Below are 17,307 nucleotides of genomic sequence, written 5' to 3'. Positions count from 1 at the left end.
GGGGTGCGGTGAGGATGATCGTCGCGGAGAACCTCACCAAGCGCTACGGCGACGTGATCGCGGTCGATGGCCTCGACCTTCGGGTCGAGGCGGGCGAGGTGTACGGATTCCTCGGCCCGAACGGAGCCGGCAAGACGACGACCATGGAGATGCTCACCACGCTGTCGACGCCGACGGCCGGCCGGGCGTCGGTCGCCGGGCATTCGACGACCGAACGCGACGCGATCAAACCCCACGTCGGCTATCTGCCGGACGATCCGCCGGTGTACGACGCCTTCAGCGCTCGCGAACAACTCGAGTACGTCGCGACGCTTCGCGGCCTCGAGGCCGCCTCCGACCGGATCGACCGTCTCCTCGACCGGGTAGGGCTCGCCGCCGACGCTGACCGACAGATCGACGGCTACTCCCAGGGGATGCGCCAGAAGGTCGGACTCGTCCAGTCGGTGGTCCACGAGCCGTCGGTCCTCTTGCTGGACGAACCGACGAACGGACTCGATCCGCGTGCCGCCAGGGAGGTCGTCGACCTGATCGCCGATCTCTCCGCCGAGGGGACGACGGTCTTCCTCTCGACGCACATCCTTCCCGTCGTCGAGGAACTCGCCGACACCGTCGGCGTGCTCCACGAGGGTACTCTCGTCGCCGAGGGATCGCCCGCGGAGCTAAAACGCCGCGCCGTCGACGACGCCGAAGGATCGCTCGAGCGGGTGTTCCTCGAAGTCACCGACGACGACGGCCATCTCGCCGGCGACGACGCCGTGGCGACGGAGACGGGAGATGGGAGATAACCGTCCGTCCGAATCCGAGAGCGGACGCGAAGCCGGAAACGACTCGAGCGGAGCGGGCGTCGTCGGCGGTCGGGCGCTCGAGGATCGCGAGGGAGGATCCTCCCTGTCGGTGATTCTCGCGATTTCTCACGCGGAGCGTCGTCGCTTCGACCACCGACACACGTCGACCCGGCGAAAGAAGGCGGTGGCGTACGTCGCACTCGCGTTCTTGCTTCCGATCTTCGGGGCCATGCTCTGGGGAGCCTACCGGTTCGGCGTCTCGGTCGGAGACGGCGGGATGGACGGGCTGTTGACCCTCGCGCGGTGGTACGTGCCGGTCGTCATCGGTCTCTACGTCCTCGCCGGCGCCAACGAGGCCGGCAAACGATTACTCGGGTTCGAAGCCCGCGAACTGTTGCTCACGACGGTCCGCGATCGCGACCTCGTTCTCGGCCTCTTGCTCGCTGATCTCCGCGAATCGGGGTGGTACCTCCTCGGCCCGACCGCGGTTCTCGTCCTGGTCTTCGGCGTCGGCGTCGGTTCGCCGACGCTCGTCGCCGTCGCGACCGTGGCGGCGGTGCTGGTGACGGTCGCGGCCACGCTGGTCGGTTACGTCGTCGGACTGGGCGTAAGACTGGGCTTGCGCTACGTCCCGATCTCGAGTTCGGCACAATCTGCGCTGAGCGGCGTCGCCTCGGTCGGCGTCTTTTTGCTGTTCGTCGCCGGCGGTGCGATCGCGGGACAAACGGGCGCGTCGTTCGACCTCGGCGAGACCTCGCCCGCGGAGCTCGCACCCGAGGGGCCGCCGCCGCTGGCGATCGGCTACTACGCCGATTTCTTCTTCGTCGGGACGCCGATGCTCGAGGGAATCGGGTACCTGGCGCTTGCAAGCGGGGCGCTCGTCGTCGCGGCGATTCCCCTCGCCGTTCGGGGAACGATCGCGATCACGCCTCGCCTGTGGCGCGGCCAATCCCACGGCGATTCGACGGATTCCGACGCCGCGTCGACCGGCGGCGAGCCAGCCGGAGCCGAAATCGCCATGCGACGAGACTGGCCGTGGCTCGAGGTAGCCACCGGATACGTCGCCGACGGCGTCGTCCGCCGAGCGATTCGGACGCCGGCCCGGTCGCTTCACGTCGTTTACTACCTCGTCGGCGCCGGATACGTCGTCGTCTCGCTGGGTGTCGCGGATCCTTCCCTCCTGGCGACCGCAGTCGGCGCGTCGCTCGTCCTGCTCGGCCTCTGGCTCGCAGGCGGCGCCGTCGGCCTGAATCCGATCGGTGACGAGGGATCGATGCTCGGCCAGCTCGTCCTCGCGGCGTACTCGCCGGAGACGTTCGTCCGCGCGCGGATTCTCGTCGGAACGGCGATCGGGCTCCCGCTCGTCCTCGGAGGAACGGCGTTGTTGACCGTCGACGAACTCGGTGGTCTCGAGGCGCCGTTGATCGGCGGATTCCTGGCCGTGATGGTCCCGGTGAGCGCGTGTTTCGCCGTCGGCGTCGGAACGCTCCTTCCCCGATCAGAACCCGGGAGGGTCCTCGAGAAGTTCGAAGCCAAACCGCCCGAGACGCTCGCGATACTCGTCCACGGCGCCGTGGTCACGGCGCTGGCCGCGGCCGGCGCGTTCCTCCTGATCGGAGATCTCGCGCCGGTCGCTCGAGTCGGCGGGCTCGCGGCGGTTGCGCTCTGTTCGCTGATCGCCGCCGACGCGGGCTATCGGTTCGCCGTCAGCGGTATCGCGGGGTACGGCCGGCCCCGGAAACCGGATCCCGTCTACGCGCTGGAACTCATAGCGGGGCTCGGATTGGTTGGACTCCTCCTCTCGCTTTCCCTCGAGATCGGGGCGGCGACGCAACTGCCCCTGTCGGAGACAGCGCTGTTCACCGCGACGTTCGTCGCCGGCTTTCTCGGCTGGGCACTCGCCGGGGGCGCCTACCTGCTCGCGAGCGAGCGTTCGTGGACGTACGTCGACCTGGCGATACCCGACGCCCGCGACGGTCGCTACCTCGTCGTCGGGCTCGTCGCGTCGCTCGCCGCCTACGGCGCGTTCGCGACCGCGGTTTGGCTCTTCGAGTTGCCGGTCGTCTCACACGCGATCGCCGAGGAAGCCGGGACGGCCGGGCCGGCGTTCGTCTTCCTGCTCGCTGCGCTCATCCTGCTGGTCAACGCACCGGTCGAGGAGTTCCTGTTCCGGAACGTCCTCCAGAAGCGCCTGACCGAGGCGATCTCCGTGGGCGGAGCGATCGTCGCCGTCTCGATGCTCTTCGCCGCCGTCCACCTTCCCGTCTACGCCAGCGCCGATCCCGTTGCGATCGCCGTCTCGTTGGTCCCGCTGGTCATCGTCTCGGTCGTCTGGGGCTGGGTGTACGAGCGAACCGGGAACCTCGTCGTCCCGGCGCTGTGTCACGGACTGTACAACGTGGCGATCGTCGTCGTGCCGGTACTCGCCGCCTCGACGTTCTGAGTGGGACCCGGTTGGTTTTCGTTCGATCGACGAACCGGTGGCGACCTCGAGTTCGAGAATCCGCTTCAGCGGTGTTTCGTCGGCGTGTCGGTCGGCAAACCAGGCGGGCAATCGACAGTGGTCTCAAAACGAGTACGCGGTTCCTGGCAACGGGGAGTGGCCACGTCCTCCCCAACCGACTCGCTCACGCCGTTCGCTCGTTCCTCGCGAGTCGCGGCGCGGCTCACCGCCGGTCGCCGCGCCGCCGCGCGCCATTTGCGGTCACCAGACAGCGGACGAGCGGGACCGAGAAACGGGAAAGCCGACGGCTGTGGATGGTGTGATAGCTTCGGGCGGTGTGACGGCTGTGGACGATTCGATGGCTTCGGACGGTGCTCGGTGGGCAAACGGGACGGCGTTACCGGCGCGCCTCGAGTTCGGCCTCGAGGTCCGAAAGCTCCATCTCCTTCATCGAGAGCAAGACCAGCAGGTGGTAGACGATGTCGGCGGCCTCGTAGGCGACCTCGTCGCGGTCGTCGTCTTTCGCCGCCAACACGAGTTCTGTCGTCTCCTCGCCGAGTTTCTCGAGCACCGCGTTCTCGCCTTTCTCGTGGGTAAACAGCGAGGCGGTGTACGATCCCTCGGGTAGCGTTTCCTTTCGATCCTCGATGACGTCGAATAGCTCCTCGAGTACGTCGTCCATCTATCGTTCACCGGCGACGGTGCGGATGTCTTTTAACTCGTCGAACTTCTCGCTGTCGTCTCGGCCGTCCTCGAAGACGTCCTCGGTGACCTCGATGGTGGCGTTGGTTCGGGCCGCCAACGCGAGCGAGTCGCTGGGGCGGGCGTCGATGACGGTCTCGCCACGAGGCGTCTGGACGTGGAGGTCGGCGATGTACGTTCCCCCCTGACCGTCCTCGCGCGCCTCGATCTCGCTGACGACGACGCGGTCGATCCGACTGCCAAGTTCCTCCATCACGTCGAGTAACAGATCGTGCGTCAGCGGTCGGCCGATATCCTCGGCCTCGAGTCCGCGAGCGATGCTGGTCGCCTCCTCGAAGCCGATGAAGATGGGGATCACATCGTCCTCGTCGTCGACGGCGAGGACGACCACCGGAACCGGTCCCTGGGGGGTTCCCGCGACGCGTACCGCGTCGATGGATGCCTGCATACCACTACCCTCGCGTGCGAGAGAGAAAACAAGTCCGGTCGCGAATGCATGCCAGGGCCGACCTCGAGGCGGCAGATCACTCGAGACCGCAGATCACTGGTGCGGATCATTGGAGGCGGCAGATCACTCGAGACCGCGGATCAGAGCGTGCAGATCATTCGACGCCGTTGTCGCCCGCATCCTCTCCGTCGTCCGCTCCGTCTTCGTCGTCCGGCGCCACCTCGAACTTGTGGAGGCGGGCTTTCATGATGCGGGTGTTCTCGACGCTCTCGACGGTGATCCGGACGCCGTCGTAGGTGATCTCCTCACCTTCCTCGACGAGCCGGCCGGCGCGGTTGAAGATGAAGCCGGCGATCGTCTCGAACTCCTCGCCCTCGGGGAGGTCGATCTCGAGGGCCTCGTTGACGTCCTCGATGTTGACCTCGCCGCGGACGAGGACGGTTCGCTCGTCGAGTTCCTCGATTGGTTCGTCCTCGCCAGTTTTCAGGATCTCGCCGACGATCTCCTCGATCATGTCCTCGACGGTCACCAGCCCCTCGGTCGTGCCGAACTCGTCGATGACGATCGCCATGTGCATCCGATTCTCCCGCATCTCCGTGAGCAGTTCGTCGATGTTCTTCGACTCGGGGACGTGTAGCGTCGGCTGGATGAGGTCGGCGAGCTCGAGGTCTTCGGTTTCGGTCTCGCCGTAGTTCAGATCGCGAACGAGATCCCGGATGTGGACGACGCCCTGGACGTTGTCGAGACTGCCTTCGTAGACCGGAATCCGGGCGTGGCCGCTCTGGATACAGGTCTCGATCGCCTCGTTGATCCCCGCGTCTTTCGGCACCGCCGTCATGTCGAGTCGAGGCGTCATCACCTCCTTGACGATGGTGTTGTTAAAGCGGAAGATTCGGGTCAGCATCTCGTGTTCTTCTTCCTCGAGAACGCCCTCGCGCTCGCCGGATTCGATCATCTCCTGGATCTCGTCTCTGGTGACGTACGGCGACTCGATCGCGCCCGTCGAGCCCGTGAGCTTGTTCACCTGGCGGGTGAGGTAATCGAACAGAACGATCAGCGGAAACAGCAGGTACTCGGTGCCCTTCAGCGGCTTCGAGATGCGGATCGCCCACGACTCGGTGTTCTCGACCGCGTAGGACTTGGGGACGCTCTCGCCGAACAGGAGGACGATCGCGGTGATACCGAACGTCGCGAGGATCACACCGAGGAGGCCGCCGAAGTGAATCGAGAGGACGGCCGTCGCGATCGACGACATCGCGATGTTGACGATGTTGTTCCCGACGAGGATCGTCACCAGCAGTCGGTGAGGATCGTCTTTCAGGTCTTTGACCCTGCTCGCGCCCGCGATACCGTCCTCGACCATCCCCTCGAGGCGGTGTTTCGGGAGGTTGAACATGGCGATCTCCGAAGAGGAGAAAAAGCCGGAGAGCGCGATGAGAACGGCGACTGCGAACGCGCCGAAGATCGTTACCGTCGACTCCTCGATGTCGTATCCAACGACGGGAACCTCGTAGGCGAGCACGATCTCGAGCGGGAGAGAGAACGCCATCGATGGTGGGGCTTATCGCCGGATCGATTAACCGTTTACCATTCTTCGGTCCGCTCGGCCGGCGACGATACGTTTACCGGGCTGTTTCCCCAACGGAGGTGTATGAGCGAACGCACTGACGCGCCGATCACGTTCTACCGGCTCCAGGGCTGTCCGTACTGTGAACGCGTCGCCCGACGTCTCGGGGAGTTCGACCTCGAGTACCGCTCGCGGTTCGTCGAACCGATGCACTCCGACCGAGACGTCGTCAAACGCGTCGCTGGCGTCCGGACCGTCCCGGTCGTCGTCGACGAACGAACCGGCGTAACGATGGCCGAGAGCGCCAACATCGTGGACTACCTCGAGTCGACTTACGGCGAGGGCAGTCCGAACGGCTCCCCGACGAATACGGACGGCGAACCGGGAGGTGCCGACTGATGCCCGAGTTCGACGTCGTCGACCTGGGGTCGACGGACCACCCGGAATCCGGCGAGCAGGCGCCCGACTTTACCCGTCCGCTCGTCACCCGCGAGTACTGGGAGGACCGATCGCTGTCGGAACTCGTTGGGGCGGTCGACGAATCGGATTCCGCGCCGACGGGACCGCACATCGTCGTCTTCACGCCCATGGTCGGCTCGTTTCTCGCCAAGTACGTCTGGGACGAACTCGCGAAACGGGCGTGGGACGAGCGAGCCGGCCGCGTCGTCGGGATCACGGCCGCCAACCCCTACGGAGTCAAGCGATTCCTCGAGGAGAACGACCTCCCGTTTCCCCTCTTTTCGGACCCGGCTAACGGCGTCGCCGACTCCTACGACCTCGTCCACGACGTCGACGGGATGGCCGGCATCACCGAGCCGAGACTCGCCTTCTTCGCCCTCGAGGCGGACCTCACCGTCGCCGACGCCTGGGTGGCAACCGAGTGGCCCGAATTTCCGGACTACGACGACCTCGAGAACCGGTTCGATCTCGAGTAGGCCGCCGGAACTCGACTGATTCGGCCTCGAGTGTGGCGGACAGCGGTCCGTCTCAAAACCCGCCGATCGGTTCGAACGTTCCGTCCGAATCGAACGTCTCGGTTCCGTCGGTGCCGTTCGTAAACGTGATGCGAACTGACTCGGGTTCCCACGCCGAGTCGACGCGAACCAGTCGCGGCTGGGGCGCCCAGTCGTCGGTCATCCCCCGCCTGCGGATGCAGATGTAACAGTGGACGCGGTCGTCCTCGCGGACGACGTGCGTGATGCGTGCGTCGGTCGACTGCCCCGACGAGCCGACGACGATGCCGACGACAAACGCCTCGTCGAAGTTCGTCTCCTCGAGGAAGGAGCGATCTTCGTCCGCCAGCTCCGCATCGGTTTCGGCGGCGAACTCCTCGGGCGGTTCGAAGCGTTCGACGTGGTCCGGTCGCGTCGCCAGCGCGGCGTCTTCCTGCCCGACCCACCTGCTCACCGAGCGGAGCCGCCGGGTCTCGTACTCGAGACGATCAGCGCGAAACGACGGCCGCGAACACACCGTGGGGAGGCTCGTGGTACACCCGGCGAGCGTCGTCGTTCCGACGGCTGCGAGGAGCGTACGACGACGGATGCCGCTCGCGGCAGGGAGGGTATCACGGTCCGATTCGTCCGTCGCGGGGAGGGCGCGGCGGCGCATATCGATCGGTCGTCCCGAACCGGTAAGTAGCTTGTCTCGTTTTCGCGAATCGCCGAACGCGACCGGTGGCGACGGCCACCGAACACGTTCTTCCCGACGCCGTGACGGTACGTTTTTGCCCGCCACGACGAGACGCGTAGGTATGGATCCGGAGGACCTCGAGCGCGCCGGACGGGCGATTCGTGAGGGCGGACTCGTCGTCTACCCGACCGAGACGGTGTACGGACTCGGCGCGGACGCGCTCGATTCCGACGCCGTCGACCGCGTCTTCGCGGTCAAGGATCGCGATCGGTCGAAACCGATCTCGCTCGGCGTCCCACGGTTCGAGACCGCACTCGAAGAGGGGTACATCGAGGCCACGGAACGGGAACGGCAGTTCGCCGAGGCCTTTCTCCCCGGTCCCGTCACGCTCCTCTGTCGGCGCGGGGACGTCGTTCCCGACGCCCTCACCGCGGGTCGCGATCGTGTCGGGATCAGGGTGCCCGACTGCGAGCCCGCACTCACATTGCTCGAGCGCGCCGGCCGGCCGATCACGGCGACTAGCGCGAACGTAAGCGGGGAGCCGAGTGGTCGTCGCGTTTCCGAGATAGACGCACGTGTCAGGGACGAGGCGATCGTCCTCGATGGTGGTGAGACGCCGGGAATCGAGAGCACCGTCGTCGACGTCTCGAGGGGGACGATCCACCGCCGGGGCGCGCTTGCCTCGGAGATCGAAGCGTGGCTGGCCGAAGACTGATACTGCCGGACAGAACTATTTGAAGATCGGTCGCTCTACTGCGGCCGTCACCCGTGGGGACGGCCGCGAGTTCGCGACCGACTTCTCACTGACTTCTGTCCGGCAGTATGACCCGCGACCGCCGGCGTGCTCACGGTCTCGTTTGATATCGGCGGGCGTGGAACCGTCGGCAATGACGGCTCGAATTCTCGTCTGTTATGGCTCGAGCGAGGGCCAGACCGCCTCGATCGCCGAACAGATAGGCGACGCCCTCGCAGCCGACGGATACGACGCGACGCTCGTCCACCTGAAACACCCGCCGGGGGACCTCGACCTCGAGGCGTACGACGGCGTGATCGTCGGCGCATCGATCCACATGGGCCACCACCAGCGGTACGTGACCGAGTTCGTCAGCGATAACGTCGAGGCGTTGAATCGGCTCCCGTCGGCGTTTTTCTCGGTGAGTCTGACGGCGGCGGGCGACGATCCGGAATCACAGACGACGGCTCGAGAACTGCTCGCAGAGCTACCGGCGGAGACCGGCTGGGAGCCCGACCGGACGCTCGCCGTCGCGGGCGCGCTTAAGTACCGCGAGTACGGCCTACTCAAACGATTTGCGATGCGCGGAATCGCCGGCAGAGCCGGCGGAGATACCGACACGTCCCGGGACCACGAGTACACCGACTGGGACGACGTCGAGTCGTTCGCACTCGAGTTCGCCGACGAACTGGTCGCACTTCAGGAGGGATAGCACGACGGTGTGGCGGCGTACTACAGTCCGACGGCAGCCGCCAGGACCACCAGCAGGAACACCGCCGCGAGCGCCGTTCCGACCACGAGCGGGACGTTCTCCATGGCTTTTTCGTGAAGCGCCATCTCAGCGTACTCCTCGCGGAACGCCTCGAGGTTCTGCTCGTCGTAGAAGTACTTCCGGCTCAGCGCGAAGCGTTCGGTGACCGCACAGCCGGTACAGACCGGTTCGTCCTCGAGTCGCTCCGTCCGAACGTGGTCGTCGCAGTTGATGCTCCCACAGTTCGAACAGTAGGTGACGTTTCCGTGGCCTCGAGCGCCGCCAGTTTCACAGTGAACACACCGGTGTAGGTCGTTCGTCGTCTCCGTCCACGAGGGGCCGGCGGCGTAGTACTCGTAGCGGTAGTCGTACTCGCCGAGGGAGAGTCGCGATCGGACCCGCGGGAGGTAGACCGGATCGATCGACAGGATCGAGACGTCCGACTGGTTCGGCGTGCAGGTCTTCTCGTAGTCGACGTTGTTGTCGCCGGTGTACCCGACCGTCGTCGTGTGGATGGCCCGGAACTTGTCGACCGACCACTCCTTGTACGCCGTCTCGGTCCGGCCAAAGCGCGATCGTTCGAGATCGTCGAACCCGTTTTCGAGGGTTCGCTCGTACTCCTCGAGGTCGATTCTCGGTGCGGTTCGGTCGGATACGAGCGACTGCAACTCGGCGGCGACGACCCGTGGCGATCCGCGATCCGCACGGATCACGAGGTCGGTCGTCTCGTCGACGCTGTGGACGACCCCGACGGACGTCTCGAAGGTGGCGCTCGTCCTGGCCGAGACCGTCACCGTCGGCTCGAGTTCGAGGACCGTCTCGGGGTCCGGAACCGACGCGGGCGCTAAGTTCTCGACCTCGTCGGCGACCTCGAACAGTGGTGCGTGGTCCCCCGCGGTCGGATGGGTCGGCCACAGCGCCTCCGCACGGAGGATCTCGATGCGGCCGTTGTAGAGATCCATCCCGATCTCCTCGCCGATCTCCCGGAGGTCCGCCCCGTCGAGCAGTTCGACGCTTCCGTCGCCGTCGCCGAGATCGCTGGCGTACTCCCGCGCGGGCCCGGTGAACCGCCCGGTCGTGGCGACCATCCCGCGTCTTGGCCCGTCGTAGTCGTAGGTCGCGACCGCCGAGTGGAGTTTCTGGACGACCGGCCGGCCGACCGCGTCAGTGTGCTTGCACTCGACGACGACCGCGCGTCGACGGTCGTCGACGACCTCCTCCATCAACACGTCGCGACCTTCGTCCGCCGTCCGCGCCGACTGGCGAACGTTTTCGTACCCGAGGTGGCGAAAGACGTCCACCATCAGGTCCTCGAACTCGTACCCCGAGAGCTCGTCGAGTAGCGCCATCGCGTTCACCGATCCCTACCTATCGGGGAGACGATAGTCTTTCGGCCTCCGCCAGCGGGCGGGCGGTTCCTCGAGTCGGACTCGTCTTCTGTCCCACTCGAGTCGACTCAGCTCCCGCTCTTCTCGAGTCATCGCCTGCCACTGATCCGAATCGGCCGACGGTAAGGAGTACGTTTTTCCACGGCGATCGGGTAGAAACACCAATGAGTTCGTTCGAGACGCCACACGAGACCGAACGCGGATTCGGTCTCTCGAGTCGCGAGGTACGGGTGATCGGCGGCGCGAGCGTATTGATGACGATCACCGTCGCGTTGATGTACGTCTTCGCGATGACGCCGCTCGCGGTCGTCAACGACTACCTGTTCGCCGCGCCCATCCTCGGCGTCATCGTCTACGGTGCGGCGATCATGGGCGGCGAGTTGATCGCCGAGCGCGGCGTCAAAGGCGGCGACATGGGAATCGCGTTCGTCGGGATGGTGATCTTACAGCTCGCCTTCGGCGTCTTCGGCGCGGGCGTCATCTCCTTTGCGCCCGCTGACACCCGCGTAACGATCCTCGGCATCACCGCCATCGTGACCGCCATCGCCACCGCGATCATCACGGGCTACGTCTACGCCCGCTCGACGACGTTCGAACACTGGGGCCGGTTCGCCAACTTCGCCTTTCTCGGTGGCGTCGTCGTCATCGCCGTCGGGACGTTCGTCCTGCCGGTCCTGTTGCTCGTCGGCTTCGTCTGCATCTTCCTCGGCTTCCTGCTCCGGTTGGGCTACGAGATCTGGCAGGTTCGCGATAACCGGGATATGTCGACCGCGCTCCAGACGATCGGCGTCTACATCGCCGTCGCCGGCGTCTTCGTTCACATCCTCCAGCTCGTGATGCGATACGTCCTCTCGCAGGACTGACGGCTCAAGCGGTTCGCGCCGAAGCACTCGAGCCGAGAAAGTAGTCTCTGGTCGACACGTTTAGGAGACCGGACGGTGAAACCAACGACGACAGTATGATCGCCCTCCAGCGGGTCGTCGCGGGGGCGACCGACGAGCGGCTTCGAACCGCGACGGTCGTCGGCCTCGCGACGATTCCCTTCACCCTCCTACTTTCGTCGTGGAGCGCCAATGCCTCGACGGATACCATCTCGATCGGCGGAGCGATATCGATTACGTCGGTTCTCGTCGGTGGATTGGTCGTCGGCTACCGCTACGGCGAGCGGCCGACGTCGGGCCGACGCGCCGGCAAGCGGACCGGACTCGTCGGCTCGATCGGTGGAATACTCCTCGTCGTCGTCACGATGGTGACGGGGCTGTGGGGTGCATCGGCCGGATACGCGGTCGCCGTCGTCGCCGTAAGCGCGATCGCGATCGGATTCGTCGTGATCCTCTCCGTCTTCGCCGGTATGATCGGTGCGGTCATCGGCGAACTCGTGGCGACGGACGGCCACGCGAAACGTACCTCGGCCGACTCACCGGAGACCCACTCTCAAGGAGCAGACCGAAACGGTGTGGATGCGGGCCACTGGCGATACATCGCGGCGTACGTGTTGTTCACCCCGGTGGTGTTTCTCTACGTCTTCGGGGTCTCCCCGGACGGCGGCGCGGGCGTGCTCCTCGCCGTCGCGATGTTGTTCGCGTTGGTCGGCGCGATGATCGGTGCGCTCGTCGCACTCACCAAGGACATCCGTTCCGTCGGGACTGTCTGGCAACCGCGCTGGCGGGTGTACGTCGGCGTTCCGGTCGGCGCGTACGCGGTCGTCTACGTCGTGGCGACGCTCCGAAACTCCGTGAACCCGTCGGGAGACGGACTGTACGGCTTCGCCCTCGCCCTCTGGCTCACGGCCGTGATGTACCTCAACTACAGACACCGCTACCTCGGGACGCCGTAAGGGCTCTGTCCTCAACCCGACGCCCTCGCTCGAGCGCTGTGTCTACGCGTCCGATTCGTCGTCGCGCTCCGCTTCGTCGGCTTCTGCCGCGACGACCGCCTCGAACGCCTCGAGGATGACCTGTTTGGTCACCGCGCCGCGGGAGGTCCAGTGGTGGGCGTAATCGAGCATGTCCTCGTAGATATCCGGTTTACAGCCCGCCGCCTTGGGGTGGCCGCCGCCGTTGACCCGTCCGGCGACCTCGTGACAGCGGTCGAACTCGTCGGTGCCTCGAATCGAGGCCGAACCGGCGGGTTTGACGACTACGGACGCGTCGGCGCCCTGTTCGCGCATCGCTTCGGCAACCTCGTTTTGTGAACACCGGCCGTAGGTGATCCCGACCGTGTAGCCGCCGATCTCTCGGAGTTCCGAGCGAGCGACGGCGCGGTCGATCAGCGCCTCCTTCTCGACGCGGCGCTCGGTGATGAACGCCTGAGCCCACTCGGGGAGGTCGACGCCGTACTCGCGGACGACCTCGACGTACTCCGCGGGCTCGGTCCAGTAGGCGTAGTCCGCGAGGTCGTCGCTTCGCGGGTCCTCGCGGAGCCAAAGGTCGTGATCGCGCGTGACCGCCGCCAACTCCTCGTACACCGGTCCGAACTCGTACTCGAGCGAGCGGTAGACGACGTCGGCGCTACACTCCTCCTCGGAGTCGCCGACGACGAGGTCGGCGCCCGCCTCGCGGACAGCCGCGGCGACGTCGTCGCCCCACTGGTGGTGGTCGTACCACGCGACGCCGGAAGCGGTCTCGAGGGCGGCGTCGAGTTCCTCCTCGACGTACTCGTACCGATCCGGGGCGAGGTCACAGACGTAGAGGTCGATCCCCTCGTCGGCGTACTCGGCGACGCGGCCCAGCGCGTCCTCGACGTCGTGTGGACTCGCGGGGACGAGTGCAACCGAGTGGGGCGTTGGCTCGGGGTCCTCGAGCGGCTCCTCCTCGGACCCGTAAACGGCCACGTCGCTCTCGTTTCCGTCTTCCTCGTCCGCATCGGCGTCGGGTTCGGGGACGGTTCGGACGTCGTCGTAGGCTTCACGAATCAGCGCGACGCAGGCCAGCCCGTCCGCGTCGGGGTCGGCGACGACGGCGACGTCGGCACCCTCGAGTGCGGCCTCGGTTCGTTCTTCCTCTCGGTCTTCCTCGAGCGTATCGGGGAGAAAGAAACCGGTTCCCGGTAAGATAGACTTGCGGGCGATCGACAGATCACTGCTGTCGATGAGATCGTCGTACATACCCTCGATTCCGGGCCGACGCCGGAAGTACCCCCCGGTCCCGGTCAGACGCTTGCGGCCGCGCCCTCGTCGACCGTCTCGAGTTGGCGAACGGTGAGGACGGGCACGGGCGAGATTCGGACGATCCGTTCGGCGACGCTCCCGAGCAGAAGGCGGTTCTCGCCGTGGCGGCCGCGGGTTCCCGTCGCGATCAGATCGGCGTCGACCTCGCGGGCGTACTCACAGATTTCGGCCCCCGGACGCCCCTCGCGAACGGCGGGCGTCACCGCGCCGTCGGCTCTGTTTTCGACGGTCGCGAGCGCGGCGTCGGCGTGGGTCTCGAGGGCCGTTCGCAGTTCCTCCCGGAGCTGTTCGGGAGAGGCGTCGACCTCCCCGGCGTCGACGACCGAGAGCGCGTGGACGTCGGCGTCGAACCGATGGGCGAGATCGAGCGCGACGTCGACCGCCCGCTCGACGCTGTCGGAGCCGTCCGTGGCGACAACGACCGTATCGAACATGGCCGAGGATTTCTCCCGGAGCGGCTTAAACACCCCCGATACCGTCGTCGCACCCCCGCAATTCGCCGGCGGGGGAGCATTTTTTGCACCGGGCGACACACTGGCGGGTATGGACGACAGCGAGCAGTTCTCGGTCGACACGGTCCTCGCACCGGTCGACGGGAGCGACGAGTCCGCCACCGCCGTCGAGTACGCCATCGCCATCGCCGATCGGTACGACGCGTCCGTTCACGCGCTGTACGTCCTCGGCCACGGCGTCGTTCGCGGGATGGACGTCGGGACCGTCGAGGAGGCGGTCGTCGCGGAGAACACCCAGGGGTTTTTCGACGACGTGACCAGGGTCGCCGAGGGCGCCGGCGTCCCGCTGTCGACGTCCGTCGACGACGGCTTCTCGCAGAGTCGGAAAACCCGCCACCCCGGCAACGTCGTGCTCGATACCGCCGACGAGATCGACGCCGACTTCATCGTCCTCCCGCGCGAGCCGGTGACCGACGCCGCCTCCGCAGAGGTTCTCGAGAAAGTCGCCGAGTACGTTCTCTCGTATGCGAGCCAGCCGGTCCTTTCGGTCTAGCTCTCCAGCAAAATCGCCATCTCCTGTTCGAAGCTCTGTGACCCCGTGGTCTCGAACCCGACGCGTTCGTAGAGCGCGATCGCGGGGTGGTTCCACCGCTCGACGGTCAGCCACACCCGGTCGATACCGATATCGATCGCGTGACCGAGCAAGTGCTCGAGAAGCGTCGTTCCGATCCCGGCCCGCTGATACTCCTGGACGACGAATATCGCGAGTTCCCACTCGCCTGCGACGAGGTCGTCGCCTCGGTTATCGACGCCCGAGCGATCGACGTCCGGTTCATCGGCACCCGAGCGATCGACGTCCCGATCCTCGACGTCCGGAACGAGCATCGCGTGGCCAACCACGTCACCGTCGTGGATGGCGACGACGTTGACGCTGTCCTCGCCGATTCCCTCGAGCCAGCTCCGGATCCGTTCGTGGCCGGTCGGGGGGATACCCTGTGCCCGATCTGCCGGATCGAACCGGACGTACATCTCGATGACGTCCTCGAGTCGGCCGTCCGAGAGCGAGCCGGCCGCCTCGAGGGTGATCTCCCGATCCTCGCGATCCGGAACGGTCGCCGGCGGCGAGGGGAACGAGCCGGCCGGTTCGTCCGGATACGTTCGCGTACCCGACATCGTTATCGGACCAACTTGACGGTCGTCGGTGCGTTCAACAGCACGAACTCGGTGATCGGTCCGAGCTGGATCTTCCCCATCGGACTCAACGTTCCGCCGCCGATCACCAGCTGATCGTACTCACCCTGTTCGGCATAATCGACGAGCGAACTCCCCGGATCGCCCTCGAGGCGGACGATCTCGCTTTCGACGCCGGCGTCCTCGAGTAGTTCCGCCGCGGCGTCGTACATCTCGTCCTGAGATCGGGGCGATTCGGGCTTCTCGAGGACCGCGATGGTCAGATCGTCGCCGACTTTCTGTGTGCGCTCGATCGTCCGCCGGAGCGTCTTTACCGATTCGTCGCTTCCGCCGAGACCGACTAGGACGTTCATATCTCCGATTGCGGGACGGGAGACGAAAATCGTTGTGCCACAATCGCCACCGGATGCCGTCCTGGGTACGTCTCGCACACCTCCTGCATGACGACGCCGTTAAGAGCGTGTGGACGGTACGATTACCGAATGAGTGATGCGGCGCTCGATGTCGTCGAGTTTCTGCTCACGACGAGCGTGTATTCCGACGACCGGACGTTAGACGAGAACGACTTGCCGCCGTCGTTTCGCCGGGTGTTCTGGACCGGTGGAGACGAAGGTGACGGGGAGAGGAAAACGGGGATCAGCCGCCCGCTCTCCGCGACGAACAGTACCACGCGTGAGGCGACCGGTACCGACCAGCCCTGGAACGCCGTCTCGGAGCTGATGTTCACCGAGCGCGACGAGTTCTCCGGGACCGTCACCCTCGCCGAACAGGAGATGGCCGAACGGTGGTTCGCCGAACGAATCGACGACGAGCGCCTTCGCGAGAATCCGACGCTCGCGAAACGCTTCGAGGACCTCGAGGAGTTCGAGTTCGACGTCAGCCACGAGGAGGCTCGCGACGCGAACCGGCCGATCCAGGCCGACCGCGTCTGGATCGACGGCTTACTCGAGGAGTACTTCGACGACGAGGACGACGAGGAGATGCTCGATCTGGTGGACGTCCGCGCGCCGGAGGAAGTCGACATCACGCTCGACGACCTCGTGCTCACCGAGGGCCAGGAAAGCGAGATCGACAAGATCGCGAAGGCGATCGAACACCGCGATTACCTCGCCAATATCGGGTTGCGCGAGATCGGCAAACTGCTGTTCGTCGGGCCACCCGGCACCGGGAAGACGTCGACGGCCCAGGCGCTAGCACGCGACATGGACCTGCCGTTCGTCGAGGTCAAACTCTCGATGATCACCTCCCAGTACCTCGGTGAGACGGCGAAAAACGTCGACAAGACGTTCGAAGTCGCAAAGCGACTCTCGCCGTGTATCCTCTTTATCGACGAGTTCGACTTCGTCGCGAAGACGCGACGAAGCGACGAACACGCCGCGCTCAAACGAGCCGTCAACACCCTACTCAAGAGCATCGACAACATCTCGCTCATCGAAGACGACGTGCTCCTCATCGGTGCGACCAACCACCCCGACCAACTGGACAACGCCGCCTGGCGTCGGTTCGACGAGATCATCAACTTCCCGAAACCCGACTACGGGATGCGCGCGGACATCCTCCGGGTGATCACCCGGACGATGGACATCGAGGAGTTCGATCCGCAACTGATCGCAGAGATCACCGAAGGGCTGACTGGGAGCGACCTCCGAATGGTGCTTCGCGAGGCCGTCCTCGAGGCGTTGACCGAGGACCGGACGACGCTGAACCAGGAGGACCTGCTGGACGCCGTCGAGGAGTTCGAAGAACGTGACACCTTGAAGAATATGGACATGATCGAGGGCGACCACGACGCGCTCGTCGCCGGCGGGGACCTCGGCAAGGCGAGCGACGGCGGTCACGATCACGACCACGCCGACCACGACCACGACCACGCCGATCACGATCACGCCGACCACGACCACGACCACGCCGATCACGATCACAGTCACGACCACGACTGATCGGTGACCGGCCCCCACAATCCTCGGCCAGACGGGATGGCCACAACCTTGATTCCGCCCCGAGCCAATCGTCGGCCCGGAGACGGCTACTGACGCTCGAATCGGCTGA

At 65.7% G+C, this 17,307-nt stretch carries 19 protein-coding genes; 10 read left to right on the top strand and 9 right to left on the bottom strand.

The genetic code is table 11. The annotated features are described in order from the left end of the window. Positions 1-14 precede the first annotated feature (14 nt). Positions 15-785, top strand: a complete 771-nt coding sequence (locus AB7C87_RS06530) for an ABC transporter ATP-binding protein (RefSeq protein WP_369728619.1) — start codon at positions 15-17, stop codon at positions 783-785. Continuing rightward, entirely contained in the window at positions 775-3,228 is a 2,454-nt protein-coding gene (locus AB7C87_RS06525) for a CPBP family intramembrane glutamic endopeptidase (protein ID WP_369728618.1), read from the top strand. The genes AB7C87_RS06530 and AB7C87_RS06525 overlap by 11 nt, the downstream gene beginning before the upstream one ends. Positions 3,229-3,625: 397 nt before the next feature. On the opposite strand, the gene hisE is transcribed toward AB7C87_RS06525, so the two are convergent. The 3 genes from hisE to AB7C87_RS06510 form a co-directional block, all read right to left on the bottom strand. Then, complete coding sequence (hisE, locus tag AB7C87_RS06520) at positions 3,626-3,910, bottom strand: phosphoribosyl-ATP diphosphatase (protein WP_149081481.1); 285 nt, start codon at positions 3,908-3,910, stop codon at positions 3,626-3,628. Further along, on the bottom strand, positions 3,911-4,378 hold the full coding sequence (locus tag AB7C87_RS06515; RefSeq protein ID WP_369728617.1) for a bifunctional nuclease family protein: 468 nt from the start codon (positions 4,376-4,378) through the stop codon (positions 3,911-3,913). A 154-nt stretch (positions 4,379-4,532) separates the two neighbouring features. Beyond that, positions 4,533-5,927: a hemolysin family protein gene (locus tag AB7C87_RS06510; protein ID WP_369728616.1), complete on the bottom strand. Its 1,395-nt coding sequence runs from the start codon at positions 5,925-5,927 to the stop codon at positions 4,533-4,535. 102 nt (positions 5,928-6,029) lie between these two features. Here AB7C87_RS06510 and AB7C87_RS06505 point away from each other — a divergent pair, with 102 nt between their 5' ends. Together AB7C87_RS06505 and AB7C87_RS06500 are read left to right on the top strand one after the other, a co-directional pair. Then, positions 6,030-6,344, top strand: coding sequence for a glutathione S-transferase N-terminal domain-containing protein (locus AB7C87_RS06505; RefSeq protein ID WP_369728615.1), 315 nt, complete (start codon positions 6,030-6,032; stop codon positions 6,342-6,344). Next, a complete protein-coding gene (locus AB7C87_RS06500; RefSeq protein ID WP_369728614.1) occupies positions 6,344-6,880 on the top strand; it encodes a redoxin domain-containing protein in 537 nt (178 codons plus the stop codon). Before AB7C87_RS06505 ends, AB7C87_RS06500 begins: the two co-directional genes overlap by 1 nt. 52 nt (positions 6,881-6,932) lie before the next feature. Here the strand turns inward: AB7C87_RS06500 and AB7C87_RS06495 are convergent, their stop codons facing one another. Beyond that, on the bottom strand, positions 6,933-7,553 hold the full coding sequence (locus AB7C87_RS06495; RefSeq protein WP_369728613.1) for a hypothetical protein: 621 nt from the start codon (positions 7,551-7,553) through the stop codon (positions 6,933-6,935). 142 nt (positions 7,554-7,695) lie between these two features. Between AB7C87_RS06495 and AB7C87_RS06490 the strand changes: the two genes are divergently transcribed. Both AB7C87_RS06490 and AB7C87_RS06485 read left to right on the top strand, forming a co-directional pair. After that, a complete protein-coding gene (locus AB7C87_RS06490) occupies positions 7,696-8,289 on the top strand; it encodes an L-threonylcarbamoyladenylate synthase (RefSeq protein WP_369728612.1) in 594 nt (197 codons plus the stop codon). A gap of 172 nt (positions 8,290-8,461) precedes the next feature. Further along, positions 8,462-9,019 (top strand): flavodoxin domain-containing protein, encoded by a 558-nt coding sequence (locus AB7C87_RS06485; protein ID WP_369728611.1) that lies wholly within the window; start codon positions 8,462-8,464, stop codon positions 9,017-9,019. 20 nt (positions 9,020-9,039) lie between these two features. Here the strand turns inward: AB7C87_RS06485 and AB7C87_RS06480 are convergent, their stop codons facing one another. After that, a complete protein-coding gene (locus AB7C87_RS06480) occupies positions 9,040-10,407 on the bottom strand; it encodes a restriction endonuclease (protein WP_369728610.1) in 1,368 nt (455 codons plus the stop codon). Between the two features lie 203 nt (positions 10,408-10,610). On the opposite strand from AB7C87_RS06480, the gene AB7C87_RS06475 reads away from it, so the two are divergent. Together AB7C87_RS06475 and AB7C87_RS06470 are read left to right on the top strand one after the other, a co-directional pair. After that, positions 10,611-11,309, top strand: a complete 699-nt coding sequence (locus AB7C87_RS06475) for a hypothetical protein (RefSeq protein WP_369728609.1) — start codon at positions 10,611-10,613, stop codon at positions 11,307-11,309. Between the two features lie 95 nt (positions 11,310-11,404). Further along, positions 11,405-12,283 (top strand): DUF5518 domain-containing protein, encoded by an 879-nt coding sequence (locus AB7C87_RS06470; protein WP_369728608.1) that lies wholly within the window; start codon positions 11,405-11,407, stop codon positions 12,281-12,283. 42 nt (positions 12,284-12,325) lie between these two features. On the opposite strand, the gene AB7C87_RS06465 is transcribed toward AB7C87_RS06470, so the two are convergent. Both AB7C87_RS06465 and AB7C87_RS06460 read right to left on the bottom strand, forming a co-directional pair. Beyond that, positions 12,326-13,552, bottom strand: a complete 1,227-nt coding sequence (locus AB7C87_RS06465) for a DHH family phosphoesterase (protein WP_369728607.1) — start codon at positions 13,550-13,552, stop codon at positions 12,326-12,328. 44 nt (positions 13,553-13,596) lie between these two features. Beyond that, positions 13,597-14,049, bottom strand: a complete 453-nt coding sequence (locus AB7C87_RS06460) for a universal stress protein (RefSeq protein ID WP_369728606.1) — start codon at positions 14,047-14,049, stop codon at positions 13,597-13,599. A 109-nt stretch (positions 14,050-14,158) separates the two neighbouring features. On the opposite strand from AB7C87_RS06460, the gene AB7C87_RS06455 reads away from it, so the two are divergent. After that, positions 14,159-14,620 carry a universal stress protein gene (locus tag AB7C87_RS06455; protein ID WP_369728605.1) on the top strand — a complete coding sequence of 154 codons (462 nt, stop codon included), beginning with the start codon at positions 14,159-14,161 and terminating at the stop codon, positions 14,618-14,620. Here the strand turns inward: AB7C87_RS06455 and AB7C87_RS06450 are convergent. Both AB7C87_RS06450 and AB7C87_RS06445 read right to left on the bottom strand, forming a co-directional pair. Then, complete coding sequence (locus AB7C87_RS06450) at positions 14,617-15,240, bottom strand: GNAT family N-acetyltransferase (RefSeq protein ID WP_369728604.1); 624 nt, start codon at positions 15,238-15,240, stop codon at positions 14,617-14,619. The genes AB7C87_RS06455 and AB7C87_RS06450 overlap by 4 nt on opposite strands. 2 nt (positions 15,241-15,242) lie before the next feature. Continuing rightward, the gene (locus AB7C87_RS06445; protein WP_369728603.1) at positions 15,243-15,611 is read right to left on the bottom strand and encodes a universal stress protein; all 369 of its coding nucleotides are present in this window, start codon (positions 15,609-15,611) and stop codon (positions 15,243-15,245) included. Between the two features lie 129 nt (positions 15,612-15,740). Between AB7C87_RS06445 and AB7C87_RS06440 the strand changes: the two genes are divergently transcribed. Beyond that, a complete protein-coding gene (locus AB7C87_RS06440) occupies positions 15,741-17,198 on the top strand; it encodes an ATP-binding protein (RefSeq protein WP_369728602.1) in 1,458 nt (485 codons plus the stop codon). Positions 17,199-17,307: the final 109 nt, after the last annotated feature.

It is taken from the genome of Natrarchaeobius versutus (assembly GCF_041205745.1).
In the GTDB taxonomy this organism is placed as follows: Archaea; Halobacteriota; Halobacteria; order Halobacteriales; family Natrialbaceae; genus Natrarchaeobius; species Natrarchaeobius versutus.
This window is presented reverse-complemented; position numbering and strand designations above follow the sequence as displayed.